This window comes from Streptomyces sp. CB09001, from assembly GCF_003369795.1.
Taxonomy (GTDB): domain Bacteria; phylum Actinomycetota; class Actinomycetes; order Streptomycetales; family Streptomycetaceae; genus Streptomyces.
Map to the genome: position 1 here is coordinate 1,117,937 of NZ_CP026730.1, position 24,274 is coordinate 1,142,210.

23 protein-coding genes and 1 pseudogene are annotated in these 24,274 nt (G+C 72.9%); 13 read left to right on the forward strand and 11 right to left on the reverse strand.

Translation table 11 applies throughout. The features are described from left to right. Positions 1 to 73: 73 nt before the first annotated feature. On the reverse strand, positions 74 to 1,612 hold the full coding sequence (locus C4J65_RS05220; RefSeq protein WP_115741315.1) for an APC family permease: 1,539 nt from the start codon (positions 1,610 to 1,612) through the stop codon (positions 74 to 76). A gap of 55 nt (positions 1,613 to 1,667) precedes the next feature. Further along, positions 1,668 to 2,618, reverse strand: coding sequence for a hypothetical protein (locus C4J65_RS05225; RefSeq protein WP_115741316.1), 951 nt, complete (start codon positions 2,616 to 2,618; stop codon positions 1,668 to 1,670). A 308-nt stretch (positions 2,619 to 2,926) separates the two neighbouring features. Between C4J65_RS05225 and C4J65_RS05230 the strand changes: the two genes are divergently transcribed. The 6 genes from C4J65_RS05230 to C4J65_RS05265 all read left to right on the forward strand — a co-directional run bounded on the left by C4J65_RS05230 (position 2,927) and on the right by C4J65_RS05265 (position 7,890). Then, positions 2,927 to 3,820, forward strand: a complete 894-nt coding sequence (locus tag C4J65_RS05230) for a DMT family transporter (RefSeq protein WP_115746307.1) — start codon at positions 2,927 to 2,929, stop codon at positions 3,818 to 3,820. Positions 3,821 to 3,847: 27 nt separating this feature from the next. After that, positions 3,848 to 4,381, forward strand: a complete 534-nt coding sequence (locus C4J65_RS05235) for an NUDIX domain-containing protein (RefSeq protein ID WP_162833035.1) — start codon at positions 3,848 to 3,850, stop codon at positions 4,379 to 4,381. Positions 4,382 to 4,758: 377 nt separating this feature from the next. Next, positions 4,759 to 5,151: a DUF202 domain-containing protein gene (locus C4J65_RS05250; RefSeq protein WP_115741319.1), complete on the forward strand. Its 393-nt coding sequence runs from the start codon at positions 4,759 to 4,761 to the stop codon at positions 5,149 to 5,151. A gap of 2 nt (positions 5,152 to 5,153) precedes the next feature. After that, entirely contained in the window at positions 5,154 to 5,483 is a 330-nt protein-coding gene (locus C4J65_RS05255) for a DUF202 domain-containing protein (RefSeq protein WP_115746308.1), read from the forward strand. A 161-nt stretch (positions 5,484 to 5,644) separates the two neighbouring features. Further along, positions 5,645 to 6,670 (forward strand): phosphotransferase family protein, encoded by a 1,026-nt coding sequence (locus C4J65_RS05260; RefSeq protein ID WP_115741320.1) that lies wholly within the window; start codon positions 5,645 to 5,647, stop codon positions 6,668 to 6,670. 5 nt (positions 6,671 to 6,675) lie between these two features. Beyond that, entirely contained in the window at positions 6,676 to 7,890 is a 1,215-nt protein-coding gene (locus C4J65_RS05265) for an acyl-CoA dehydrogenase family protein (RefSeq protein ID WP_115741321.1), read from the forward strand. A 10-nt stretch (positions 7,891 to 7,900) separates the two neighbouring features. Here C4J65_RS05265 and C4J65_RS05270 read toward each other — a convergent pair whose 3' ends face one another. Then, on the reverse strand, positions 7,901 to 8,494 hold the full coding sequence (locus C4J65_RS05270) for a TetR/AcrR family transcriptional regulator (protein ID WP_115746309.1): 594 nt from the start codon (positions 8,492 to 8,494) through the stop codon (positions 7,901 to 7,903). A gap of 157 nt (positions 8,495 to 8,651) precedes the next feature. Beyond that, positions 8,652 to 9,422 carry an SDR family oxidoreductase gene (locus tag C4J65_RS05275; protein WP_115741322.1) on the reverse strand — a complete coding sequence of 257 codons (771 nt, stop codon included), beginning with the start codon at positions 9,420 to 9,422 and terminating at the stop codon, positions 8,652 to 8,654. 172 nt (positions 9,423 to 9,594) lie between these two features. Here C4J65_RS05275 and C4J65_RS05280 point away from each other — a divergent pair, with 172 nt between their 5' ends. Further along, positions 9,595 to 10,857, forward strand: coding sequence for a DUF1343 domain-containing protein (locus C4J65_RS05280; protein ID WP_205350955.1), 1,263 nt, complete (start codon positions 9,595 to 9,597; stop codon positions 10,855 to 10,857). A gap of 16 nt (positions 10,858 to 10,873) precedes the next feature. Here the strand turns inward: C4J65_RS05280 and C4J65_RS05285 are convergent, their stop codons facing one another. Continuing rightward, on the reverse strand, positions 10,874 to 13,681 hold the full coding sequence (locus C4J65_RS05285; RefSeq protein WP_162833036.1) for a penicillin acylase family protein: 2,808 nt from the start codon (positions 13,679 to 13,681) through the stop codon (positions 10,874 to 10,876). 222 nt (positions 13,682 to 13,903) lie between these two features. Here C4J65_RS05285 and C4J65_RS05295 point away from each other — a divergent pair, with 222 nt between their 5' ends. Both C4J65_RS05295 and C4J65_RS05300 read left to right on the forward strand, forming a co-directional pair. Next, a complete protein-coding gene (locus C4J65_RS05295; RefSeq protein ID WP_115741325.1) occupies positions 13,904 to 14,506 on the forward strand; it encodes a hypothetical protein in 603 nt (200 codons plus the stop codon). A gap of 94 nt (positions 14,507 to 14,600) precedes the next feature. Then, positions 14,601 to 15,310 (forward strand): annotated as a pseudogene (locus tag C4J65_RS05300) (3-keto-5-aminohexanoate cleavage protein). 25 nt (positions 15,311 to 15,335) lie between these two features. Here C4J65_RS05300 and soxR read toward each other — a convergent pair. Then, positions 15,336 to 15,863, reverse strand: a complete 528-nt coding sequence (gene soxR / locus C4J65_RS05305) for a redox-sensitive transcriptional activator SoxR (RefSeq protein WP_115741326.1) — start codon at positions 15,861 to 15,863, stop codon at positions 15,336 to 15,338. Between the two features lie 130 nt (positions 15,864 to 15,993). Between soxR and C4J65_RS05310 the strand changes: the two genes are divergently transcribed. Beyond that, positions 15,994 to 16,455 (forward strand): MaoC family dehydratase, encoded by a 462-nt coding sequence (locus tag C4J65_RS05310; RefSeq protein WP_115741327.1) that lies wholly within the window; start codon positions 15,994 to 15,996, stop codon positions 16,453 to 16,455. Here the strand turns inward: C4J65_RS05310 and C4J65_RS05315 are convergent. The 3 genes from C4J65_RS05315 to C4J65_RS05325 all read right to left on the reverse strand — a co-directional run bounded on the left by C4J65_RS05315 (position 16,446) and on the right by C4J65_RS05325 (position 18,692). Next, on the reverse strand, positions 16,446 to 17,090 hold the full coding sequence (locus tag C4J65_RS05315; protein ID WP_115741328.1) for a TetR/AcrR family transcriptional regulator: 645 nt from the start codon (positions 17,088 to 17,090) through the stop codon (positions 16,446 to 16,448). The genes C4J65_RS05310 and C4J65_RS05315 overlap by 10 nt on opposite strands. A gap of 60 nt (positions 17,091 to 17,150) precedes the next feature. Further along, entirely contained in the window at positions 17,151 to 17,465 is a 315-nt protein-coding gene (locus C4J65_RS05320; protein WP_115741329.1) for a YiaA/YiaB family inner membrane protein, read from the reverse strand. 75 nt (positions 17,466 to 17,540) lie between these two features. Then, positions 17,541 to 18,692 carry an acyl-CoA dehydrogenase family protein gene (locus C4J65_RS05325; protein ID WP_115741330.1) on the reverse strand — a complete coding sequence of 384 codons (1,152 nt, stop codon included), beginning with the start codon at positions 18,690 to 18,692 and terminating at the stop codon, positions 17,541 to 17,543. An 89-nt stretch (positions 18,693 to 18,781) separates the two neighbouring features. On the opposite strand from C4J65_RS05325, the gene C4J65_RS05330 reads away from it, so the two are divergent. The 3 genes from C4J65_RS05330 to C4J65_RS05340 all read left to right on the forward strand — a co-directional run bounded on the left by C4J65_RS05330 (position 18,782) and on the right by C4J65_RS05340 (position 21,238). Continuing rightward, positions 18,782 to 19,423, forward strand: coding sequence for a TetR/AcrR family transcriptional regulator (locus C4J65_RS05330; RefSeq protein ID WP_109033612.1), 642 nt, complete (start codon positions 18,782 to 18,784; stop codon positions 19,421 to 19,423). Positions 19,424 to 19,487: 64 nt separating this feature from the next. Beyond that, entirely contained in the window at positions 19,488 to 20,201 is a 714-nt protein-coding gene (locus tag C4J65_RS05335) for a winged helix-turn-helix domain-containing protein (protein WP_115741331.1), read from the forward strand. Between the two features lie 62 nt (positions 20,202 to 20,263). Further along, positions 20,264 to 21,238, forward strand: coding sequence for a DMT family transporter (locus tag C4J65_RS05340; protein WP_115741332.1), 975 nt, complete (start codon positions 20,264 to 20,266; stop codon positions 21,236 to 21,238). A 448-nt stretch (positions 21,239 to 21,686) separates the two neighbouring features. Here C4J65_RS05340 and C4J65_RS05345 read toward each other — a convergent pair whose 3' ends face one another. Continuing rightward, positions 21,687 to 22,784, reverse strand: a complete 1,098-nt coding sequence (locus tag C4J65_RS05345) for a Zn-dependent alcohol dehydrogenase (RefSeq protein WP_115741333.1) — start codon at positions 22,782 to 22,784, stop codon at positions 21,687 to 21,689. Between the two features lie 22 nt (positions 22,785 to 22,806). Then, positions 22,807 to 24,195 (reverse strand): aldehyde dehydrogenase family protein, encoded by a 1,389-nt coding sequence (locus tag C4J65_RS05350; RefSeq protein WP_115741334.1) that lies wholly within the window; start codon positions 24,193 to 24,195, stop codon positions 22,807 to 22,809. Positions 24,196 to 24,274 lie beyond the last annotated feature (79 nt).

Below are 24,274 nucleotides of genomic sequence, written 5' to 3' on the forward strand. Positions count from 1 at the left end.
ACATGTCCGGGCCCCGGCCACTCAGGCGGCCGGGGCCCGGTCGCGTCGGCTTACGGACGCTTGCCCGCGCGCGTCAGGAGGACGCGGCCTTGTCCAGCTGGAACGCCTCGTTGCCCTGGCCGATGCGGGCGTGCCGTTCGGGCGCCCGGGAGCGCAGGACGAGGCCCTGCACCACGCCGGCGACGGCGGCCAGGCCGATGATGCCGGGCAGCGCCCAGCTCAGGGCGGAGCCGGGTCCCGCGCCGACGAGGACGTCGAAGTCCTTGACGGTGTACCCGGCGATCACCAGCAGGGCGATGCCCGCGACGGTCGACGTGACCAGGCGTACGCCCTGGGCCCCGGCGGCGCCGCGCCGGACGAAGAAGGCCACGACGGAGAACGAGGCCGCGGCCATCAGCACGATCACGCCGAGGGCCCCGATGTTGCCGCCCCAGGTGAACAGGTGCAGTACGGGCTCGGTCGGGTCGCCGTTCGGCTTGTCGTCGGCGACCGCGAAGCCGATGACGACGACTGCGGACACGGCGGTCTGGAGCAGGGAGCCGGTGCCGGGCGCACCGCTGGTGCCGCTGGTCCGCCCGAAGGCGGCGGGCAGCAGCCCCTCGCGTCCCATGGCGAACGCGTACCGGGCGACGACGTTGTGGAAACTCAGCAGCGCGGCGAACATGCCGGTGACGAACAGGACGTGCAGTACGTCGGTGAAGGTGTCGCCGAGCCGTGACTCGGTCAGGAAGAACAGCAGTCCGGCGCTCTGTTCCTGCGCGGTGCCGACGATCTTGTCCGGGCCGGTGGCCACGGTCAGGGCCCAGCTGCTGAGCGCGAAGAAGACGGCCACCCCGCCCACCGCCAGGAACATGACACGCGGGACGAGCACGTGCGGCCGGCTGGTCTCCTCGGCGTACACCGGCGCCTGCTCGAAGCCGAGGAAGGCGGCGATGCAGAAGCAGAGCGCGGTGCCGACCCCGGCGCCGCTCAGGGTGTCCGGGTTGAAGGCGTGCAGCGACAGCCCCTGGGCCCCCGGGTCGGCGACGGCGGCGATGTCGAACACCACCACCAGCGCCACCTCGATGAGCAGCAGGACGCCCAGCACGCGCGCGTTGACGTCGATCTTCAGCCAGCCCAGCGCGCCGACCGCGAGCACCGCCACGAGAGCCGGGATCCACCAGGCCACGTCGAGGTCGGCGTAGGTGGACAGCAGGCCGGAGACCTCGAAGCCGAAGATGCCGTAGATGCCGACCTGGAGGGCGTTGTAGGCGACCAGGGCGACCAGGGCCGCGCCCGCACCGGCGGTGCCGCCGAGTCCGCGGGAGATGTAGGCGTAGAAGGCGCCCGCGTTGTGGACGTGCCGGCTCATCTCGGCGTACCCGAGGCTGAAGAGGATCAGCACCACGCCCAGCACCACGAAGAGCAGCGGCTGCCCGACGATGCCCATGACCGCGAAGGTGGTGGGCATGACGCCCGCGACCACCATCAGCGGGGCGGTGGCGGCGAGCACGGACAGGAGCAGCCCTCCCGTGCCCAGCCGGTCGGCGCGCAGCGCGCGCTCCTCGCCCTTGAAGGTGCTGATGGCGCCACCGCTCGCGGAACTGCTCGTGCTCGAACTGCCCGTGGTCATCGCAGGACGTCCTTTTCTCTCATGGCTTTCGTGTGGGTGGTGTGCGTCGGGGCGGTCAGGCCGTGCCGAGCGCGCCCGCGCGGGCGGCACGGAAGGCGGAGAACGGGTCGCGGTCCGGGTACGACCATGGGGCCGGCGTGGCGTGCTCGCCGATGCGGTGGAACAGGGCGGCGGCCTCGGCGCCGCGGCCCTCGCAGGACTTGGCGTGGGCGAGGAAGTTGAGGTCGATCAGCCGGCGCGGATGGCCGTCCTGCTCCCACTCCAGCCACCAGTCGAAGGCCGCCTTCATCACCAGCCGGGCGCGCCGGCCGACCCAGTGCCCCGAGGCCCGCGGATCGGGGGACTCGTGGCCCGCGGCGGCCAGCACGCGGTAGCGCTCGGCGTGCGCGACGACCGGGAGGATGGCCAGCGGGGAGTCGGCGGGCGCCTGCTCGGCGGCCCAGTTGGCGAAGTCGTACACCTCGTGCAGCGGGTCGGGCCCGCCGTCGCCGCCGCGCTCGGCGAGCCGGGCCACCATCAGGTGGTGGGCGTGGTGGTGGTCGGCGTACCGTCCGCGCACCTCGTCGAAGACCCGGATGACGTCCTCGTCGGCGCCCAGGGAGCGCTCCAGCACGAGGAGCCCGAGCCAGGGCGTGGGATCGTCCGGCACGAGGGCGGCAGCGGCCCGGCACGCCTCGCGGACCCGGTCCGGCTTCTCCTTCCCCCGCAGGGCGCGGTGCACCAGGGCGTGGGCGAGCAGTACCGAAGCATCGGCGGAGTCGGGCTCGGCGAGCAGCCACTCGCGGGCCCAGGGGGCACAGTGGGACTCCTTGGCGAGTACCACCACCCGGTGGCCCCGGCGGTCCCAGTCGTCACCCGTGTGGACCAGCAGGGAGCGGACGGACTGCCACCGCCCCTGGGACAACGCCGCGCGGGCGGCGACGAGTTCGGCGTCGTCGAGGGCCTCGTCGAAGGCCTGGGCCGCGCGTTTGCGGCCGCGGCCGAGGGGAGGCGGGGGTGGGGACACCGCGGGAAACTTCCTCACGCGACGCGGTACGTCGTCGTAGCCGGACTGTCATGACCGGATTGCCATGAACTGATCACGCACAGCAAACCGGCAGCCAATGCTTGACGTCAAGAGGAATCAACCTGTTACACGCGTCAACTCACGTGACAGCAGGGGAACTTGTTGATCAGGCCGCCCCTCGGCGCCCCTCCGGGACGCCCGCTGCGGCCGGGGCCCCGAATGCGCCACTCACCCCGCACCCGCCGCCCACCCGCACTAGAGTCGTCCCCGACGCCCCCGTGACCCGACTGATGATCGAGGTACGCAGCGTGTCGGTTCTCGTTCTGGTTCTGGCCGTGTGCGCCGCGTGCTGTCTGGGTTTCGGCTTCGTCCTCCAGCAGAACGCGGCCCAGCGCGCCCCGCTGGGCGACTTCCTCTCGCCCCGCCTCCTGCTCGACCTGATGCGGGTGCCGCGCTGGCTGGCCGGCATGGGCCTGATGGTGGCCGGCATGGTGCTGGGCGCGCTCGCGCTGGGCGGCGGCGAACTGACCCTGGTCGAACCCCTTCTGGCGACGAACCTCCTCTTCGCCCTCGCCCTCTCCCGCATCCAGACCCGGCAGCCGCTGGGCCGGCAGGGCTGGGCCGGTCTGGCGCTGCTCGCGGGCGGGGTGACCGCGTTCATCCTGGCGGGCGAGCCGCGCGGGGGCAGTGCGGTGACCGACCCGCTGCGGCACTGGCTGATCGTCGGCGTGATGCTGGGCCTGGCCCTCCTGCTCACGCTGTGCGCCGCCCGCCTGCGGCTGACCTGGGGGCCGACCCTGTTGGCCCTGGCCGCCGGCCTGCTGTACGGGGTCCAGGACGCCTTGACCCGGGTCAGCGGCCGGCGCTTCTCGGCGGGCGGTTTCGCGGAACTGCTGACGGGCTGGCAGCCGTACGCCGTGGTGGTGCTCGGGATCACCGGCCTGATCCTGGTCCAGAGCGCCTTCGAGACGGCGCCCCTGCGCAGGTCGCTGCCCGCACTGACGGCGGCCCAGCCGCTCGCGGGCATCGCCTGCGGGGTGGGCTTCCTCGGCGACCGGCTGCACAGCGACGCCGGGGCGCTCGCCTGGCAGGCGGGCGGCCTCGCGGCGGTCGTGGCGGGCATCGTCCTGCTGGGCCTGCACCCGGCGATGCCGCAGGGCACGGGCGAGAGCGGGCGCGAACGTGCACTGGAGCGAAGCTGAGGCGGCGTCTGCTGCTTGGATGAGGGCATGAGCTCCGCAGACGAGATCCTGGACGTCGTCGACGAGAACGACCGCGTCATCGGGCGGGCCCGGCGGGGCGACGCGTACGCACAGGGGCTGCGGCACCGCTGCGTGTTCGTGTGGGCCCGGGACCCCCAGGGGCGGGTCTTCGTCCACCGCCGCACGGCGACGAAGCTGGTGTTTCCCGCGCTGTACGACATGTTCGTCGGCGGGGTGGTGGGTGCGGGCGAGTCCTACGACGACGCGGCGCTGCGGGAGGCGGAGGAGGAACTGGGGGTGAGCGGGCTGCCGCGGCCGGAGTTCCTGTTCAAGTTCCTGTACGACGACGGGGCCGGGCGGACGTGGTGGTCGGCGGTGTACGAGGTGCGGGTGGCGGGGGCGGTGTCTCCTCAGGTGGAGGAGGTGGCGTGGTACGGGTTCCTGCCGGAGGCGGAGCTGGAGGGGCGGCTCGGGGAGTGGGAGTTCGTGCCGGACGGTTTGTCGGCGTATGCGCGGCTGCGGGCTTGGCGGGGGGCGAGTGGGCCGGGGTCGGTCGGGTGACCCCGGGGGCTCGGCGTTGCACCCGGTGCCCGGGGTGGGTGCGGGCGCGAGGGGGACGCGGCCCGGCGTAGCGGGGTGCCGCTGCGCCCACCCGTGCCGCCCCAGCGGCACGACTGCCCGCAGCGATGGGCGGCGGCGACACGGCGGGAGAGCCGTGTACGGCGAGAAGGGGTCGTGTCGGGGGGTGTCCGCCCGCAGCGGTTGGCGCGTCAACGCCCCGAGCCTCTTGAAGGAACCGATTCCGCGCCGTTCCGAGGACGGACACCCCCCGGCGCGGCCCCGACCCACCCACCGGACAAACGGCGCAACGCGCACCCACACCACACCCGCACAGGCCGCCGCAGGCACCCGCGACGGGGTCCGGATAGGGTCCCCGGGTGAGCGGATTCGTGCGGAGTGTTCGGCTGTGGTTCGTGCCCGCGGAGGTGCGGCAGGAGGGGGCCACCCCCGACTACCGCTTCTCGCTGGCCAACGAGCGTACGTTCCTGGCCTGGCTGCGCACCGCCCTCGCCCTGATCGGCGGCGGGTTCGCGGTGGATCAGTTCCTGCCCGACCTGCGCTGGGGCTGGCGGGTCGGCCTCGCGCTCGTGCTGCTCGCCGCGGGCGTGCTGTGCTCGCTGCGCGCCGTGAACCACTGGGCGCGTTGCGAACGCGCCATGCGCCGGGGCGAGGACCTCCCCGTCTCCCGCTTCCCGGCGCTGCTCAGCCTGGTCGTGGCCGTGGTCGCCGTCGTCATGGTCGTCGTGGTCCTCGTCGGCTGGGAGGGCTGAGCGTGAGCGGGGCCGACGCTGCGCCCCCGGACCGCGACCCCGGCCTCCAGCCCGAGCGCACCCGGCTCGCCTGGCGCCGCACCACCCTGTCCGGCACGGTCGTCGCCGTACTCGCCGCGAAGGCCGCGCTGCACGACGGGGTGACGGCCCTCCCGGTGCTCGCCGTCGCCCTGTGCTGCGTCCTCTGGCTGGCCTTCCTCCTGATCGCCCACGGCCGCATCCGCACCCTCGCCTCGGCCAACAGACCCCGGGCGCTCGCTCCGCCGCACGCCGCCGCGGCGGCCCTGTGCACGCTCGCCCTCGCCGTCTGCGGAGCGTTCCTCGTCTTCTGAGGGCACGAGGCCCACGACCCACGACTCACGGCCCACCCCCGCAGCCCCGCCCCGCAGCCCCACCCCCGTAACGCCGATCACGTTCCGCCCACCCACTGGACGGCATACCGACCGGTCGGCATCATGTGTCGGGTATTGTTCACCTGTCCCAGGGAGAGCCGATGAGCCCCGACCACCCGCCCGGACTCGATCCCGACCGGTTGCGCGTCCTGCTCGACCGCGAGCGGCCCGGCCTGGTGACCGGCCCGCTGTCCGGCCGGCTGATCGAGGGCGGACGGTCGAACCTCACCTACGCCGTCACCGACGGCACCGCCCGCTGGGTGGTGCGACGCCCCCCGCTCGGCCACGTCCTGGCCACCGCGCACGACATGCGGCGCGAGCACCGCGTCATCAGCGCCCTGCACCCGACCGACGTGCCCGTGCCGCGCCCGGTACTCCTGTGCGAGGACGAGGAGGTGCTGGGAGCGCCCTTCTACGTGATGGAGTTCGTGGACGGCACCCCGTACCGCACCGCCGAACAGCTCGCCCCCCTCGGCCCCGAGCGCACCCGCGCCGCCGTGCTGAACCTCGTCGACACGCTGGTCGGACTGCACGCCGTGGACCCCGCCGAGGTGGGCCTCGCGGACTTCGGCCGCCCCGACGGCTTCCTGGACCGCCAGCTCCGCCGCTGGGCCAAGCAGCTCGACGCCTCCCGCGACCGCGACCTGGCCGGCATCGACGAACTGCACGCCACCCTCGGCCGGGAACTGCCCCGCTCCCCCGCCCCGACCGTCGTCCACGGCGACTACCGCCTCGACAACGTCCTGATCGGCGGCGAGGGCGACGAGATCCGGGCGATCCTGGACTGGGAGATGTCCACGCTGGGCGACCCGCTGACCGACCTCGGCCTGCTGGTGATGTACAGCAGCCCGCTCGGCATGCCCGACTCCCCCGTCTCCACCACCGCCCAGGCCCCCGGCCACCCCGCCCCCGCCGAGCTGATCGAGCGCTACGCCGCCCGCTCGGGCCGCGACGTCTCCACAGTCGCCTGGTACACGGCGTTCGCGTGGTTCAAGCTCGCCGTGATCCTGGAGGGCATCCACTACCGCTACACGCTGGGCCAGACGGTCGGCCGCGGCTTCGACCGCATCGGCGACCTCGTCCCCGTCTTCATCGAGCACGGCCTGACCACCCTTCAGAAGGGCTGACCCGCATGGACTTCGCGTACGACGCACGCACCGAGGAACTCCGCGCCAAGCTGCTCGCCTTCATGGACGAGCACGTCTACCCGGCCGAACAGACCGCCCACGAGCAGCGCGCCCGCCTCGCCTCGCCGTGGGACACCCCGCAGGTCGTGGAGGACCTCAAGGCCGAGGCCCGCCGCCAGGGCCTGTGGAACCTGTTCCTGCCCGACGCCGAGCACGGAGCCGGCCTCACCAACCTCCAGTACGCCCCGCTCGCCGAGATCACCGGCCGCAGCCCGCAGCTGGCGCCGACGGCGACGAACTGCGCGGCGCCGGACACCGGGAACATGGAGGTGCTGGCCCAGTTCGCCGACGAGGCGCAGCGGAAGCAGTGGCTGGAGCCCCTGCTCGCCGGGGAGATCCGGTCCGCGTTCGCGATGACGGAGCCGGAGGTGGCCTCCTCGGACGCCACGAACATCACCACGCACATCGAGCGCGAGGGCGACGAGTACGTCGTCACGGGCCGCAAGTGGTACATCTCCGGGGCGATGAACCCGGACTGCAGGATCTTCATCGTGATGGGCAAGACGGACCCCGGGGGCGAGGACATCCGCCGCCAGCAGTCGATGGTGCTGGTGCCGCGCGACACGCCCGGGGTGACGGTCGACCGGGCCATGCAGGTCTTCGGCTACGAGGACCACTACCACGGCGGCCACGCCGAGGTGACCTTCGACCACGCGCGCGTGCCGGTGTCGAACCTGATCGGCGAGGAGGGCGGCGGCTTCGCCATCGCCCAGGCCCGGCTCGGTCCCGGCCGGATCCACCACTGCATGCGGCTGATCGGCATGGCCGAGCGGGCGATCGAGCTGATGTGCCGCCGCGCGGTGTCCCGCAACGCCTTCGGCAAGGCGCTGGCCCAGCAGGGCGTGGTCCACAACTGGATCGCGGACGCCCGGGTCACCGTGGAGCAGCTGCGACTGCTGGTGCTGAAGACCGCCTGGCTGATGGACACGGTCGGCAACCGGGGCGCGCACACCGAGATCCAGGCCATCAAGATCGCCACGCCCCGCGCGGTGGTCGACATCATCGACCGGGCGATCCAGCTGCACGGCGCGGGCGGTGTGAGCCAGGACTTCCCGCTGGCCGAGCTGTACGCGGGCGCGCGGACGCTGATGATCGCGGACGGCCCCGACGAGGTGCACCAGCGGTCGCTGGCCCGGCGGGAGATCAAGAAGTACCTGTGAGGCGGGCGCCTCAGGGCCGCAGGGCGCGCAGCAGCAGGTCGGCGAGGTGGTCGGCGACCTCCTGCGGGCTGAGCGGGCCGTCGGGTCGGTACCAGGTGGACAGGTGGTGGATGGACCCGAAGTGGTAGTCCACCACCAGGTCGGCCGGGGTCTCCTTGGTGAAGACGCCGGTCCGCTGGCCCTCCTCGATCAGTGCGCGGAAGCGCTCGTGGTAGCGCCGGCGCTCCGCGCGCACCTGTTTGTTCTTCTCCGGGCTGAGCTGGTGCATGGAGCGGAAGAAGATCGACGCGTCGTCGAGGTTCTCGATGGTGGTGACGACGACGTCGGCCGCCGCGTCCCGCACCCGCGTCTCGACCGGCGCGTCGGCGTCCGCGAAGGCGTCCAGGCGTTCCTGCTGGAGGCGCAGCACGCGCGCGTACACCTCGTGCAGGAGGTCGTCCTTGGAGCCGAAGTAGTGGTAGAGCGCCCCTTTGGTGACGCCGGCCGCCTCGACGATCTCCTGTACCGAGGTGCGGTCGTAGCCCTGCTCGGCGAAGAGCCGGGTGGCGGCGGCCAGGAGCCGCTGCGGCACCGGAGTGCCGTCCCCGTCCGTGGACCTGGGCACTGCCATCACCTGCCTTTCCGTCGCACTGTCGTTCAGTGCGTTCAGTGTCCGTCCTGATGCCCGTGGGAACGCGGTTCCCGACGGAGGATCTTCCCACCTGCCGTCCCCGGCGCGTCGGGCAGGGCGGCCCGGACCGGGGCGTGCACCCGGGAGGGGGTCACAGGGACGTCGTCTCCTCCCACTGCCGCTGGAGCCGGTTCATGCCGTGCAGCCAGCGGTCGGGGTCGGCCGCCCGGGCCTGGTAGTACCCGGCCACCTCGGGGTGCGGCAGGATCAGGAAGCGGTCCTCCTGGATGCCCTGGAACAGGGCGTCCGCGACGTCTCCCGGTTCGATCGCGGTGGGCCGCAGCACCAGGTCGCCCGCGCTGCCGGTGCCGGCCAGCATGTCGGTGCGCACCCCTTGCGGACAGATGGCGTGCACCTTGATCCCGCGGTGGCGGTACGTCAGGGACAGCCACTCGGCGAAGGCGTACGCGCCGTGCTTGGTCACGCTGTAGGGGGCGGCGCCGATCATGGTGAGCAGCCCGGCGGCCGACACGGTGGAGACGAAGCGGCCGCTGCCGCGCTCCAGCCAGTCGGGGAGCAGCTCGTGGGCCGCCCGTACGTGGGCCATGACGTTGACGTCCCAGGCGAGCGCCCAGACGGCCTCCTCCGCGGCCTGCGAACCCTCCGACCCGACGCCCGCGTTGGCGCAGTACACGTCGACCGTGCCGCCCAGCGCCTCACGTGCCTCGGCGACGATCGCCGAGGCGTCGCCGGGGACCGCGACGCCGCCGATCTCGTCGGCGACGTCCTTCGCCCGGGCGGCGTCCAGGTCGTTGACGACGACCCTGGCTCCCTCGGCGGCGAAACGGCGGGCCAGGGCGGCCCCGATGCCGCCTCCCGCCCCGGTGACGACGACTCCGGCATCCTGCACGGCTTCCACCATCGGTCTCCTCCGACACGGCTCGGGCACTGCTCGCTCCCTGTTGCAGCGCCAGACTAACCAGTCGGTATGTGCGACGGAAGAGGCGAACCGCGGTCTACTCCATTCCCCGCAGCCCGGGGTGCGGGTTAGCGTGCGTGCGCATGACACCCGCCGCGATCACGGAGGTCACCGCATGACGCTGTCCAGACGGAACCTGCTCGCCACGACGGCCGCGGTGGCGGCCGGCACCACCGCCGCCGCGGCCTCGGCGGGCACGGCTCACGCGGCACCCGCGGGCCACGGGGGCCGCCGGCTGCGCACCGGCTTCGAGCGCCTCGGCGACGACGGCTACGCCCGGCTCGACGGGCAGAGGGTCGGCATCGTCACCAACCCGACCGGCATCACCCGGGACGTGCGCCACATCGTCGACGTCATGCACGCCGACGACCGGGTGAACCTGACCGCCGTCTTCGGCCCCGAGCACGGCTTCCGCGGTACGGCGCAGGCGGGCGGCTCCGAGGGCCGTTACGACGACCCCGCCACCGGGCTGCCGGTCTACGACACGTACCTGAAGAGCGGGCAGCCGCTCGCGGACGTGTTCACGGCGTCCGGCGTGGACACCGTCGTCTTCGACATCCAGGACGTGGGCGCGCGCTTCTACACGTACATCTGGACGCTGTTCGACTGCATGGAGGCGGCCGGGCTCGCGGGGAAGCGGTTCGTGGTCCTGGACCGGCCGAACCCGGTGACCGGGCGGGCGGCCCTCGGCCCGATCCTGCACAAGGAGTTCGCGACCTTCGTCGGCCGGCAGCCGGTCGCGCAAGCGCACGGCATGACGGTCGCCGAGCTGGCCCTGCTCTTCAACGGCGAGTTCCTGCCGTCGCCGGTGCCGCTGGAGACGGTGACGATGACGGGCTGGAGGCGATCCGAGTTCTACGACGCCTCCGGACTGCCCTGGGTGCCGCCGAGCCCGAACATGCCCACGCCGGAGTGCGCGCTGGTGTACTCGGGGACCTGCCTCTTCGAGGGCACGAACCTCTCCGAGGGGCGCGGCACCACCCGCCCGTTCGAACTGCTGGGCGCCGAGGGGATCGACGGGGGCTGGGCCGCCGCGGTCAACGACATCGGCCTGCCGGGCGTGCGCTTCAGGGAGGCGTACTTCTCCCCCACCTTCTCCAAGTTCCAGGGCAAGACGGTCGGCGGGGTGCAGCTCCACGTGCACGACCGGGCGGCGTTCGACCCGGTGCGCACCGGAATCGCCCTCCTGGTGACCGCGAAGCGGTCCTGGGACGGCTTCGCCTGGCGGTCGGACAACTGGATCGACAAGCTCACCGGGTCCACGCAGGTGCGCACGATGATCGACGCGGGCGCGGACACCGACGAGGTGGTGGCCGGCTGGCAGGCGGAACTGGCGGCGTTCAGAAGGACACGCCGCCAGTACCTGATCTACAGGTGACCGTCGGGCCGGCCGGTCACCGGTGGGAGGTGAACTCCACGACCTGCTGGTAGGTGGGCCGGTTCTGCCAGCCGATGCCGCCGTGCTTGATGCCGCCGAGGGTGCGGTGGATCACCGAGTCGGCGCACCACTGGTCCCCCGCCGAGCAGTTGTCGTCGCCGGGGTAGACCTGGGCGGCCGTGCGGCCCGCCGCCTCCTTCAAGGTGGAGACCAGGGAGTCCCGGCAGGCGGCGAGGTCGCCGTCGCCGCAGTACGGACGTGCCAGCGGGCCCTTGACGGGCTCGCCGAGCACGGCCCTGATGTCCTTGTCGACATAGCTCCACCAGCCGTACTGGAAGGCGCTGCCGGCGTGGGCGCCGGTCGGGCCGTGGGCGGCGGACGGGGACTCGTCGACGGGCAGGTTGCGGGTGAAGGCGGTGTACAGGTCGGCGCCGAGACCGGGTTCGAACTCGGCCTTCACCAGCAGCGGCCACCAGGCGTCCAGGGTGCGGATCGCGTCGGTGTGGGCGTACTTCCTGGCGCCCGCCGAGGTCTCCGTGCGCAGCCCGCCCGCGGACAGCCACGCCTTCAGCCCGTCCACAGCCGACTTCACCGCCGGGTCGGTCACCGGGGCGGACTCGACCGCCTTCAGCAGATCCGGCACGACGTCCTCGGCCCGCAGGTCGGCGAGGGCCGCCTCGGCCATGGCCTTCACCAGCGCGGTGCGGGTGACGCCGCCTTCGGCGACCAGCTTCTTCACCCGGTCGTCGAGGAGGTTGCCGCGGTGGACGGAGCCGTTGCCCCAGGAGGCTGCCGGGTAGTCCTTGGCCTGCTTGTTGTTCCAGGAGACGTAGTAGTCCTGGTCGACCGACCGCGGGTGGGCGGACGCGGCGGTGTACCGGGCGGTGTTGTCGGCCGGGTCCCAGCCCTGCCACTCGTACGCCTGCCGGGCCCAGACCGGGAACTCGGCGTCGATGCCGTCCGCCCGCACGGGGTTGTCGCCGCTGTTGTAGTACGCGGTGTGCTCGGAGTCGGCGTAGAACCAGTTGAAGGTGTAGTTGATGTGCTGGACGGCGCCCTGGAAGCGCTCGGGGCTGTTGAGGTAGTCCGGGTCGTTGAGCATCTGGAAGCCGATGATGGAGTCGGCCTCGTGCAGGTAGGAGGAGCGCAGGGTGGTGTAGGCGACCTTTTTGCCGTCCACCGTGGCCCGGGACTCGACCGGTCCGTACTTGGTGCGCCAGACGCGCATCGTGTAGGAGCCGGCCGCCGTGGAGTCGGCGACGGTGGGCTTCCAGGCGTTGTGCCGCTCGACCTTCTCCATGGGCGTGCAGGTGCCGCGGTAGAGGTAGTGGTGGTCGTCCTGGCACAGTTCGACCGCGTAGGTGTCGATGATGTCCTGGCCGGAGGTGGTCGCGCTCCAGGCGTAGTCCTGGCCGCGGCCGAGTTCGACGTACATGCTCAGGCCCGCGAAGGAGGCGCCGCGGGCGCTGATGCCGGGGCCCTGGATCTCCTGGAGCATGAGCAGTTGCGGGGCGAAGTAGCCGGTCTGGGGTCCGAAGACGGCGACCGGGTGACCGCTCGCGGTGTGTTCGCCGCCGACGACGAGGGCGTTGGACATGCCGCGCCGCGCCGAGGTCACGGCCGCGTCCGCCGCCTCGGCGGAGGCACCGGTCGCGCCCGCGGCACCGGCGCTGCCCGTACGGTCGTACACCAGCGGTTCCGGCTCGACCGACCCGGCGTCGGGCAGGGCGCGGCCCTGCGGGTCGTCCGGGGTGGGCAGGTACGGGAAGCTGCCGTCCTGCTGGGTGAGGACGGCCTCGGGGTCGTTGCGCTGGCGGAAGGACTCCCAGACCTCGGTGCCCTCGGCGACGCCGTACTTCTCCTGGGCGGCGAGCAGGGAGAGCGCGTTGTTGACCTCGCCGCCGCCTCCGGCGCCGAAGAGGGAGCCGATGACGGAGGCCAGCGCGATCAGGTCGGTGCGCTTGAAGTGCTCGATGGTGCCGGCGTTGGTGATGGCGTCCTTGTGGCCGGTCAGCACGTACTCGCCGGGGAAGTAGCGGCCCTTGTCGGAGGCGTCGATGTAGGCGTTGACACCGGCGACGTAGGCGTCGACGTCGGCCAGGGCCAGCTCGCCGCGTTCACCGGCCTTCGCGGCGGCGCTCTCGATCTGCGCCTCCAGGTCGTCCTCGGTGTAGGGGGCGCTGCGCCAGAACTGCTGCTCCAGACCCTGGTTGGCGGGGGCGCCGCCCGCGAAGGGGGTCAACTGGCCGCGTCCGACGTGCCGGAAGAGGTCCATCAGCCAGAGCCGGTCCTGGGCGGCGGCGTAGCCCGCGCCGAACTCGGTGCCGTAGCGGGTGGTGCCGGTGATGTGCGGCACGCCGGTCTTCTTGTCGCGGACGATGGTCACGTCGTCGCGTCCCGCGGGGCGGACGGTGGAGGCGGCCTGGCCGTCCGGGACGCCGAAGGAGGCGTCGTTGAAGAAGCTGTTGATCTTGTCGTTGGTGAGGCCGGAATAGCCGGTGGCGAGCTTCGCGTAGGGGCCCAGCTGGTCCTCGGCGTGCGCGGGCTGGGTGCCGAAGGCCTGGTTGAGAAGGATCTGGGCGAGGGTGGCGTTGCCGTTCTGGCCGGGCGGCAGGATGTCGGAACACTGGCCGCCGCAGTGGTCGTTGGGGACCACTTCGGCGGCCGTGACCTCGGCGGCCGCGTTCCCGGCGGCCATCGCCGGGGAAAGCGGTGACAAAAGTCCGGCAACGAGGGCGCATACGGATGCGGTCTTCAGGAACCCGTGGAAGCCGCGGGGAGTTCTCAGTCTGTCGAGGGCGTTGCGTGGGGTGCGCCGTGGCATGGCAGCTCCTCCCGACGGGGGTGTGGCGGGACGTTACCGCCGGTATCCCCGAGTGGGAAGGTGAACATGCGTCACTTTTTGGGAGCGGGTGGATCGGCTTATGGGGGGCATCGGAAATCGGATGGAGCCGAATCGGTTGTCGATACGTCTATTCGGCGACGTCCGTACGACGACGCCGAAGTGACCCAAGTACAGGTGCAGGTGTGACGGAGGTGCAGGGCGATGGCCGGTTTCCGAAGTCTGGCGAGACAGGTCCGCGATCCACGGTGCGACCTGGCGCTGCGGCGCTATTCACTGCGCAAGTGCCTTGAGCGTTTCGCCCCTTATGGGCACAGGGCGACCTGGGACCATCTCTGCTCCCGGGCCGGGTTCGGTCCCGAGGACCGCTCCCCCGACCCAGCGCGGCTCGTGGCCGCACTGGAGGAGCTGGAGGAGGCGCGTTCGGTGTGGCTGGCCTACGAGCTCGCCTTCGCCGAGCGGCGCAGGAAGGAGAAGCACGACGGGCTGCGCAGGCCGGGCAGCGTGGACGACTGGCACCGGCTGACCTGGGGCGGGTTCGGAGTGGCCTGGTGCGACGACCCCCGGGTCCATCCCGACGGGCCGCTGGCGGAGGTGCTGCGCCGGCTGATCTCCGCGCTGGAGCGTGAGCCGGGCTCCGGGTGCCCGGTGTGCGACGGGGAGCGCCTCGTCTGGAAGTACGACCTGGACCACGAACCCTCGACGGGCCCCGTCTGCTCGGACTGCGGCATCCTCGTGCCGCGGCCCGTCCTCACACCCGACGCGCGCGCGTACGCCCGGCGGGGACGGCTGCTGATGTCGGCGTAGCCGACCGCGGGGGTGCGCCGGGATGCCGCACCCCCGGTGGCCGGTACGGCACCGGGTCCGGCGGGCGCTGTCTGTGGCGCCCGGCACCATGGGAATGGTGCGGCTGTGGGTGATCGGGGCGCGGGGCAGCGCCGACGGCACCGTGGTGCCGCTGTCGCCGGAGGCGGTCGCCGACTCGGCGGCCGGAGCGGTCGCCGCCGGAGCCACCGACGTCCACGTCCACCCGAGGACACCGTGCGGGCGGGACACGCTGTCTCCGCGCGTGCTCGCGGCGGCGCCGGAGGCGATCAGTGCACGGGTCCCGGCGTCGGTGCCGGTCGGCGTCACGACGGGCGCCCGGGCCGAGCCCGGTCCGGCGGCCCGGGAGGCGCGGATCCGGAGCCGGGCGGTGCTGCCGACCACGCGTCGGTCGACTGGCACGAGGCGTCGGTCGACTGGCACGAGCCGGGCGCCGAGGAGGTCGCCGCCCGCGCTGATCGAACGCGGGACCGCGGTGGCGCCGGGCGTCGACCGGCGTACTGGTGGTCCGTGGTCGGCGCCCGGTGCGGCGAGTGGGGGTGCCTCCCCCGACCTTGAGGCAGTGGGGGAGCGTGCGTGGCACCGCCGAGCAGACGGGGAATTCGACGACAGTGCCCCGGGGCCGAGGTGCTGGCCCGCCTGCCCGGCCGGCCGGGCCTGGCGCCCCGGATCGGCCCGGAGGACACCCTGTGCCTGCCGGACGGCCGCCGGGCCGCCTCCAACGCCGAGCCGGTGACCGCGGGGACGCGGGAGTGGGCCTCGGCGCGCCGGGGCGGCGACGGCTGACGGCCGGGCCCGGCTCAGCGCGCGGTCAGTCGCCGCAGCACGGTGCTTCCGGTTCCCGGGCGCGGCTCGGTGCTCGGCCGCCCCTGGCGGTGGAGCCGCGGCGCTCCACGAGCAGGCGGGAGCCGGCACCGCGCTCGCCGAAGGCGTCGTCGGGGTTGGACAGGACGCAGGTTTCCAGGGACAGGCAGCCGCAGCCGATGCAGTCGGTGAGGTGGTCGCGCAGCCGGTTGAGCTGTTTGATGCGCTCGTCCAGCTCGGAGCGCCAGGACTCGGAGAGCCGGGCCCAGTCGTCCTCGGTGGGCGTGCGCCCCTCCGGCAGCTCGGCGAGCGCCTCGCGGATGGTGGCCAGCGGTATGCCGACCCGCTGGGCCGCACGGACGAAGGCGACCCGGCGCAGCGCGTCACGACTGAAGCGGCGCTGGTTGCCCGAGGTGCGGCGACTGCTGATCAGACCCTTGGACTCGTAGAAGTGCAGGGCGGAGACCGCGGCACCGCTGCGCGCGGCGAGCTGGCCGACCGTGAGCTCTTGGATCTTCTCTGGAATCTGAGGCACCCCTCGAACCCTACCGACCCGATCGCCCTCGCGGACCGGTCCGGTCCGTTGACAGGGACGTCACGGGCGACCATGCTAAGCAGTCGCTTAGAGTCGAGCGCACAGGGCGAGCGAGCAGAGGGGCCGGAACATGGCAGAGCCGAGGATCTTCGCGTCCGCCGACGAGGTGAAGGCGGCGGTGGGCGAGCAGTTGGGGTACACCGACTGGCAGGAGGTCGACCAGAAGCGGATCGACCTGTTCGCCGAGGCGACCGGCGACCACCAGTGGATCCACGTCGATCCGGAGAAGGCCGCCGCGGGCCCGTTCGGCAGCACCATCGCGCACGGCTATCTGACCCTGTCCCTGCTCCCGCTCTTCGGACCGCAGCTGATCCGGGTCGACGGCGTGAAGATGGGCGTCAACTACGGAACCAACAAGGTCCGTTTCCCCTCCCCCGTCCCGGTCGGCTCGCGCCTGCGTGCCACGGCGGTCATCACCGGCGTCGAGGACGTCAGGGGAGGGATCCAGGTGAGCGTCGCCTTCACCGTGGAGCGCGAGGGCGGCGACAAGCCGGTGTGCGTCGCCGAGTCGGTCTCGCGCTACTACCTCTGAGCCGCGCCGGACGGTTCGGCACCCACCATGCGCAGCACGAGGTCGGCGTAGAGCGCGCCGACCTCGTCGGGCGTGCGGGGGCCGTTCACGTTGAACCAGCGGGCCACGTCGATGCAGAGGGACAGCACGGCCAGCGTCGTGCCCTTGACGTCCGGCACGTCGAACTCGCCCGTGGCCACGCCGTCGTCGATGATGCCGCGCACGGCGGCGTCGCACTGTCGGCGGAGGGTGAGGATCTCCTCCCGGGCCTCGGGGCCGAGGGCGTCCAGCTCGTACTGCACGACCCGCGCGGTCGTGCGCCGGCCGGCGTGCCAGCGGACGAAGGAGCTCACGGCGTCGGCGAGCCGTTCGGTCGCACTGCCCTCGCCCTGGGCCGCGGAGCGCAGGATGGCCACCGCCCGGGTGTGCCCGATGCGGCTGATGCGGTGGAGCAGCTCTTCCTTGGTCTTGTAGTGGATGTAGAGCGCGGCCGGGCTCATGCCGGCCCGCCCGGCGATGTCGCGGGTCGTCGTCGCGTGGTACCCGCGTTCGGCGAACGCCTCCACTGCCGCGACAAGGAGCCGCCGGGCCGCGTCAGGCGTGACCTCTTCCCACGGCTCGATGTCGCCGCCCGTCGTCTCGGCCGCCGTACTCATCGCTTGTTCGCCCCTCTCGGTGACAGGAGCACCACCATACCGCCGAAGGTGAGCGACCGCTTAGGGGCGCTGCCCGGCGGGAGCGCCACCCGGCTTCTGGAAGGGGTCGTGTTCTACGAGGATCCTGTCGAGCCGCGCCTGGTCGACCCGGCTCACTATCTGTCCGACCTCCTGGCGGTCCCGGATGATCTTGGCCAGCGTGAAGGCCGAGGTGACGAGATACAGGACGGCGATCGCGAGGAAGGCGCGCACCCAGGCGTCGGCCTGGAGCTGGTAGATGCCGATGGCGGTGGCGGCCATGGCCACCGCGAACGAGGCGACGGCCTGACCGTAGAAGGCCGCCGTGTTCTGCTGCTTGACCGGTGTGTCACTCATGGGGACAAGGGTCGGCGGATGTGGTCCGCGCCACATCCGCCGTCGTACTCAGTTCGCGTACTCAGAGCCCGGTGGTCAGAATGCCGAAACCCCGGTCAGCGCACGCCCGATGACCAGCTTCTGGATCTGGCTGGTGCCCTCGTAGAGGGTCATCACGCGGGCGTCGCGCAGCAGCTTGCCGACCGGGTACTCGTCGATGTAGCCGTAGCCGCCGAAGACCTGGAGGGCGTTGTTGGCGGCGCGCACGGCGGCCTCCGAGGCGAAGAGCTTGGCCTTGGAGGACTCGACGGCGAAGGGCTGCCCGCGGTCGATCAGGTCGGCGACCCGCCAGGTCAGCAGCCGGGCCGCGTCCACGTCGAGGGCGATGTCGCTGATCAGCTCCTGTACGAGCTGGTGGTGGGCGATGGTCTTGCCGAACTGCTCCCGCTCGCCCGCGTACCGCACGGCCGCGTCCAGTGCGGCCTGGGCTATGCCGACGCAGCCGGCGGCGACCGACATCCGCCCCTTGGCGAGGGCCGACATGGCGACCGAGAAGCCCTTGCCCTCGGGCGCGAGCATCGCGGAGGCGGGGACGCGGACGTCCTCCAGGACCAGTTCGGCGGTGGCCTGGCCACGCAGCCCGAGCTTGCCGTGGACGGTGCGGCGGGTCAGGCCGGGTGTGTCGGTGGGCACGAGGAAGGCGGAGACGCCCTTGTGGCCGGGGGCGCCGGTGGAGCGGGCGAAGAGCAGGACGACGTCGGCCCAGGTGCCGTTGGTGATGAACATCTTGGTGCCGTTGACGACGTAGTCGTCGCCGTCCCGGACCGCGCGGGTGGTGAGGTTTCCGGCGTCCGACCCCGTACCTGGCTCGGTGAGGCCGAAGCAGCCGACGTACTCGCCGGAGGTGAGGCCCGGCAGCCAGCGCCGCTTCTGCTCCTCGTCGCCCCAGGCGGCGATGGTCTTGGCGACCAGGCCGAGGGAGACCGAGACGATCCCGCGCACCGAGCTGTCGCCGCGCCCCAGCTCCTCCGTGACCAGGCAGTACGCGAGGTGGTCGCCGCCGCTGCCGCCATACTCCTCGTCGATCGTGAGGCCGAGGAAACCGACCTCGCCGAGCTTCTTCACGATTCCCCGGTCCACCTCCTCGGCACGGTCCCACTCCACGACATGGGGGGCGATCTCCCGCTCCACGAAGTCCCGGGCGAGCTGCCGTACGGCGGTCTGCTCCTCGCTGAGCTCCAGGTTCATGCCGAGTCACCCCACAGGAAAGAAATCTTGAAAGCCGTACATTTAAATTAGCACTGCTAGTTTCGGCTCGCAGCCCTACTATGTGCGCCATGGCCCGACCGCGCAAGCCCCTGCTCAGCACCGACCGGATCGTCGAGACGGCCCGCGCGCTGGTGGACGCCGAGGGCCTCGCGGCCGTCTCCACGCGCCGGCTGGCCGCGGAACTGGGGGTCAGCGGACCCTCGCTCTACAACCACTTCCGCACCAAGGACGAGATCCTGGAGGCCGTCGCCGACTCGGTCAGCGCGCAGGTCGACCTGTCGATGTTCGAGGACGGCCGGGAGTGGCGGACGGCGCTGCACGACTGGGCCGTCTCCTACCGGACGGCGCTGCGCGACCACCCCAACATCGTCCCGGTACTGGCCCACGGCCCGGGCCGCCGCCCGGCCGCGCTGCACCTCGCGGACGCCGTCTACGGCGCGATGGTCCGGGCGGGCTGGCCCCCGGCCCAGGCCACCTCCATCGGCGCGCTGATGCGCTACTTCATCATGGGCTCGGCGCTCGGCTCCTTCGCGGGCGGCTTCGTGGACGACGCCGGCGCCTACGATCCCGCGGACTATCCGCACCTCCAGCAGGCCCACCTGCTGGCCGAACAGCAGGAGAAGATCGACGAGCGCGCCTTCGAGACCGGCCTGACGGCCCTGCTGGACGGGCTGGCGCAGCAGTACGCGCAGGTGGCACAGGGCGTCTGAGGCCGCTGCGGGACCCCCGGACACTTCGGCGCCCGCCGAACCGTGCGTGGCGCATCCTGGACGCATGACCGAGAGGGACGCCGGGGCTCCCGGCCTCGCACGGCTGGCCGGGCTGCTGGCCGACGAGACGCGCGCCGCCTGCCTGCTGGCCCTGCTGGACGGGCGGGCGTGGACCGCCGGTGAGCTGGCCCGGCACGCCGGGGTCGCCGCGTCGACGCTCAGCGAGCACCTGGGCAAGCTCGTCGCGGGCGGGCTGCTCGCCGAGGAACGCCAGGGTCGGCACCGCTACGTGCGGATGGCCGACGACCGGGTGGCGCAGCTCGTGGAGGACCTGGCGGCGCAGGTCGCGCCCGAGGCCGCCGCCCGGCGTCCGCGCACCCTGCGGGCGTCGAGCGCCGGTTCGGCGATGGCCCGGGGGCGCACCTGTTACGACCATCTCGCCGGACGGCTCGGCATCGCGGTCACCGACGCGCTGACCGGGCGGGGGCTGCTGCGCCAGGACACCGGCTTCGCACTCACGGACGCGGGGCTCGGCTGGTTCGACACCGCCAGGATCTCGCTGCGGCCGACCGGTCGCCGGCCACTGGCCCGGGCATGCCTCGACTGGACGGAACGCCGTCCCCACCTCGCGGGCGTCGCGGGCGCGGCCCTGTGCCGGCACGCCCTGGACACGGGCTGGTGCGTGCGCATCGGCTCGGAGCGGGCGGTGAAGGTGACGCCGTCGGGCGAGCGGGCGCTGTCCGAACTGCTGGGCATCAATGCGGTGGCGCTGCGCTGAGCACGGGTCCCGGTCCGAAATCCGCCAGCGGGAGCGACCTTCCGCTGCCTAGCCTCTGGAGCATGATGAGCACTGCCCGCACGTCCCCTGCCGCTCCCTGGCACCGCCGTCCCGAACTGCTCGCGGCCGGCGCGGCCACGGTCACCGTCGTCCTGTGGGCCTCCGCCTTCGTCTCCATCCGCAGCGCGGGCGACGCCTACTCACCGGGCGCGCTGGCACTCGGGCGGCTGCTGTCCGGGGCCCTCACCCTCGGGGTGATCTGGCTGCTGCGCCGGGAGGGGCTGCCGCCGCGGTCCGCCTGGCGGGGGATCGCGACGTCGGGGGTGCTGTGGTTCGGGTTCTACATGGTCGTCCTGAACTGGGGCGAGCAGCAGGTGGACGCCGGCACGGCCGCCCTCGTGGTCAACGTCGGCCCGATCCTCATCGCGCTGCTCGGCGCCCGGCTGCTCGGGGACGCGCTGCCGCCGCGGCTGCTGGCGGGGATGGCGGTGTCGTTCGCCGGTGCCGTGACGGTGGGGCTGTCGATGTCCGGCGAGGGCGGTTCCTCGCTGTTCGGGGTGGTGCTGTGCCTGCTGGCCGCGGTGGCGTACGCGGGCGGGGTGGTGGCCCAGAAGCCGGCGCTTGCGCACGCGAGCGCCCTTCAGGTGACGACGTTCGGGTGCCTGGTCGGGGCGGTGCTCTGCCTGCCGTTCGCGGGGCAGCTGGTGCGGGAGGCGGCCGGCGCGCCGGTCTCCGCCACGCTCAACATGGTGTACCTGGGCGTGTTCCCGACCGCGCTGGCGTTCACGACGTGGGCCTACGCCCTGGCCCGTACGACCGCCGGCCGCATGGGCGCGACCACGTACGCCGTGCCCGCACTGGTCGTGCTGATGTCGTGGCTGGCACTGGGCGAGGTCCCCGGACTGCTCACCCTGGCGGGCGGAGCGCTGTGCCTGGCGGGCGTGGCGGTGTCCCGCTCGCGCAGGCGCCCGGCCCCGGTCCCCGACCGCGCCGGACCCACGGCGGAGCCGCGGCACGAGGACGCGGGGCGGGCCTAGGGCCTGTCCACCGCCCCCTCGGCGCGAGCGACCGGGCGGACCCGGCACCGAACCCGCCGACGGGGAGAGCGGCTTGGGGCCCACCAGCATCGGGGCTCACGCAGGCCCGGGCCTTGTCGGCGCCCTGCGGGCCGGGGCGCGCCACCCTCGCGGCCGGAGAAGGCCGGGCAGGCCCGGACCCCGTCGGCCGAAGCCGGGGTACGGCCCCGGACCCACCCACGTCGCGGCCCGGGGACCGTGCGGGCCCGCCCGTGACCCGGGCGTCGCCCACGCCGCGCCGTGGCGCCGATCGGTTCCGGGGCTGCGGACCCCGTCCAGGATGCCGGGCGGCCATCAAGAGGAACGCTCGGACCGTCGCGGAACCGGGCCCGCCCCGACCCGACAGCCCCCGCTCGGACCGTCGCCCGGGCGGGGTTTCGCAGACGGCCCGGCGGGCGCGGGGGGCGGGCTAGAACACCACCAGCGCCCGCCCGCCCTTGCCCGCCAGCATGTTCTCGAAGGCGGCCGGGATGCCGTCCAGGGCGATGCGCTCCGTGACCAGGGAGTCGAGGTCGAGGCGGCCGGCGCGGGCGTGTTCGGCGATGACCGGGAGGTCCCGGGCGGGGTCGGCGTTGCCGTAGACGCAGCCGGACAGGGTGCGGCCCCAGTGGAAGATCTCCAGGGCGTTGAAGGTGACCTGCTGGTCCTTGCCGCCGATGCCGACGACCGTGGTGCGGCCACCGCGCCGGGTGGACTCCCAGGCCGTGCGGATGGTGGCCGCGCGGCCCACGCACTCGACGGCGACGTCGACGCCCTGCTTTCCGGTGAGGGCGCGGATCTCGCGGGCGGTGGTGTCGGAGGCGAGGAGGTAGTCGGTGGCGCCCGCGGCGCGGGCCAGTTCCTCCTTCGCGGGGGACACGTCGACGGCGACGATCTTCGACGCGCCCGCGATCCGGGCCGCCTGGAGGGTGGCGAGGCCCACTCCCCCGACGCCGAAGACCGCGACCGTCTCGCCCTCGCGGACCTTCGCCGAGTGGTGGACGGCGCCGTAGCCGGTGAGGACGGCGCAGCCCAGCAGCGCCGCCTCGGTGAGGGGGATGCCCTCGGGGGCGGGCAGGACGCAGCCGGCGGCCACCACCGTCTCCTCGGCGAACGCGGCGACGTTCAGGCCGGGGTGCAGGTCGGTGCCGTCGTCGGTGCGGCGGGCGTGCACGTCGGCGGCGCCGGCCAGGGCGTTCGCGCACAGCCAGACCTCGCCGAGCGAGCAGGCGTGGCAGGTGCCGCAGGACGGGGCCCAGTTGAGGACGACCTCGTCGCCGGGCGCGACGTGGGTGACGCCCTCCCCGACGGCGACGACGGTGCCGGCACCCTCGTGACCGAGGACGGCGGGCAGCGGCACCCGCATGGTGCCGTTGGACAGGGACAGGTCGGAGTGGCAGACCCCGGCGGCGGCGAGCTTCACCCGGACCCGGCCGGGGCCGGGCTCGGGCAGCTCGATGCCGGTGACCTCCAGCGGGGCGCCGACGGCTGGTACGACGGCGGCACGGACTGCGGTACGGACGGCCATGAGGTGGAGACTCCCCTGCGGGCTAGAACTGGAGGGACTTGGTCTGGAGGTACTCGGTGAGGCCGTGCGCGCCCAGTTCGCGGCCCACGCCGGACTGCTTGTAGCCGCCGAAGGGCGCCAGCGGGTTGAAGCGGCCGCCGTTGATGTCGACCTGCCCGGTGTCCATCCGGCGAGCGAAGGCGACCGCCTCGGCCTCGTCCCCGGCCCAGACGGCGCCGGCGAGGCCGTAGACCGTGCCGTTGGCGATCCGGAGGGCGTCGTCCTCGTCCTCGTAGCGGAGGATGGACAGGACCGGGCCGAAGATTTCCTCCTGGGCGACGGTCATCTCCTCGGTCACCTCGGCGAAGACGGTCGGGCTGACGAAGTACCCCTGCTTGCGCGGGGCTTCGGGGCCGCCCGCGACCAGGCGCGCGCCCTCGGCGACGCCCTTCTCGATGTAACCGCGCACCCGCTCCCGCTGCTTGGCGTTGACGACGGGGCCGATCCGGTCGCCGTACTTCGCGGCGGCTTCGGCGGCCAGCCCCACCGCCTCGTCGTACTGGTCGCGGTGGACCAGCATGCGGGTCCAGGCGCTGCACGTCTGGCCGGAGTTGGACATGACGTTGGCGACGCCGACGTTGACCGCCTTGGCGAGATCGGCGCTCGGGAGGATGACGTTGGCGGACTTGCCGCCGAGTTCGAGGGCGACCCTCTTGACGGCGGCGCCCGCGGTGGCGCCGATCCGGCGGCCGACGGCGGTGGAGCCGGTGAAGGAGACCAGGTCGACCCCCGGGTGTTCGGACAGGGCCTGGCCGGCGACCGGGCCGAGGCCGGTGACCAGGTTGAAGACACCGGCGGGGATCCCGGCCTCGTGCACCGCCTCGGCGAAGAGCTGCGCGACGAGCGGGGTGTCCTCGGCGGGCTTGAGCACCATCGTGCAGCCGGCCGCGAGCGCCGGGGCGGCCTTGGCCACGATCTGGTGGAGCGGGTAGTTCCAGGGGGTGATGGCGCCGACCACGCCGACCGGCTCGTGGTGGACGACGGAGTTGCCGACCTTCTCCTCGAAGGCGTGGGTCGCCGCCAGTTCGGCGTAGGAACCGGCGACCGCGATCGGGGCGCCCGCGTGCACGGCCTGCGAGAACTTCAGCGGGGAGCCCAGCTCGGCGGTGACCGTCTCGGCGATCTCGTCCTTGCGGGCCACCAGGACGTCCCGCAGCGCGGCCAGGCGGGCGGCCCGCTCGGCGGGCGGGGTGGCGGCCCAGCCCGGCAGGGCGGCGCGGGCGGCCCGTACGGCGGTGTCGACGTCCAGGGCGTTGCCTGCGGGGACCCTGCCGATCACCTGCTCGTCGGCCGGGTTCACGACGTCGATCGTGTCCCGGCCGTCGGCGGGGCGCCAGGCTCCGTCGATGTACATGCCGTCGTGTGCCTTCATCGGGTTCCTTCCGGGCGGGCCTCGTCGTCCGACCCCAAACTAGCGCCGTTAGTTTTACGGCACCAGGGGCTCCCCCGAT

Excerpts from the sequence above, each read along its gene's own strand:
- C4J65_RS05220 (WP_115741315.1), bottom strand. The coding sequence starts at position 1,612 with ATGACCACGGGCAGTTCGAGCACGAGCAGTTCCGCGAGCGGTGGCGCC.
- C4J65_RS05295 (WP_115741325.1), top strand. The coding sequence starts at position 13,904 with ATGGCCGGTTTCCGAAGTCTGGCGAGACAGGTCCGCGATCCACGGTGC.
- C4J65_RS05235 (WP_162833035.1), top strand. The coding sequence starts at position 3,848 with ATGAGCTCCGCAGACGAGATCCTGGACGTCGTCGACGAGAACGACCGC.
- C4J65_RS05275 (WP_115741322.1), bottom strand. The coding sequence starts at position 9,422 with ATGGTGGAAGCCGTGCAGGATGCCGGAGTCGTCGTCACCGGGGCGGGA.
- C4J65_RS05265 (WP_115741321.1), top strand. The coding sequence starts at position 6,676 with ATGGACTTCGCGTACGACGCACGCACCGAGGAACTCCGCGCCAAGCTG.
- C4J65_RS05340 (WP_115741332.1), top strand. The coding sequence starts at position 20,264 with ATGATGAGCACTGCCCGCACGTCCCCTGCCGCTCCCTGGCACCGCCGT.
- C4J65_RS05345 (WP_115741333.1), bottom strand. The coding sequence starts at position 22,784 with ATGGCCGTCCGTACCGCAGTCCGTGCCGCCGTCGTACCAGCCGTCGGC.
- C4J65_RS05310 (WP_115741327.1), top strand. The coding sequence starts at position 15,994 with ATGGCAGAGCCGAGGATCTTCGCGTCCGCCGACGAGGTGAAGGCGGCG.
- C4J65_RS05350 (WP_115741334.1), bottom strand. The coding sequence starts at position 24,195 with ATGAAGGCACACGACGGCATGTACATCGACGGAGCCTGGCGCCCCGCC.
- C4J65_RS05320 (WP_115741329.1), bottom strand. The coding sequence starts at position 17,465 with ATGAGTGACACACCGGTCAAGCAGCAGAACACGGCGGCCTTCTACGGT.
- C4J65_RS05315 (WP_115741328.1), bottom strand. The coding sequence starts at position 17,090 with ATGAGTACGGCGGCCGAGACGACGGGCGGCGACATCGAGCCGTGGGAA.
- C4J65_RS05330 (WP_109033612.1), top strand. The coding sequence starts at position 18,782 with ATGGCCCGACCGCGCAAGCCCCTGCTCAGCACCGACCGGATCGTCGAG.
- C4J65_RS05285 (WP_162833036.1), bottom strand. The coding sequence starts at position 13,681 with ATGCCACGGCGCACCCCACGCAACGCCCTCGACAGACTGAGAACTCCC.
- C4J65_RS05260 (WP_115741320.1), top strand. The coding sequence starts at position 5,645 with ATGAGCCCCGACCACCCGCCCGGACTCGATCCCGACCGGTTGCGCGTC.
- C4J65_RS05325 (WP_115741330.1), bottom strand. The coding sequence starts at position 18,692 with ATGAACCTGGAGCTCAGCGAGGAGCAGACCGCCGTACGGCAGCTCGCC.
- C4J65_RS05280 (WP_205350955.1), top strand. The coding sequence starts at position 9,595 with ATGACGCTGTCCAGACGGAACCTGCTCGCCACGACGGCCGCGGTGGCG.
- C4J65_RS05335 (WP_115741331.1), top strand. The coding sequence starts at position 19,488 with ATGACCGAGAGGGACGCCGGGGCTCCCGGCCTCGCACGGCTGGCCGGG.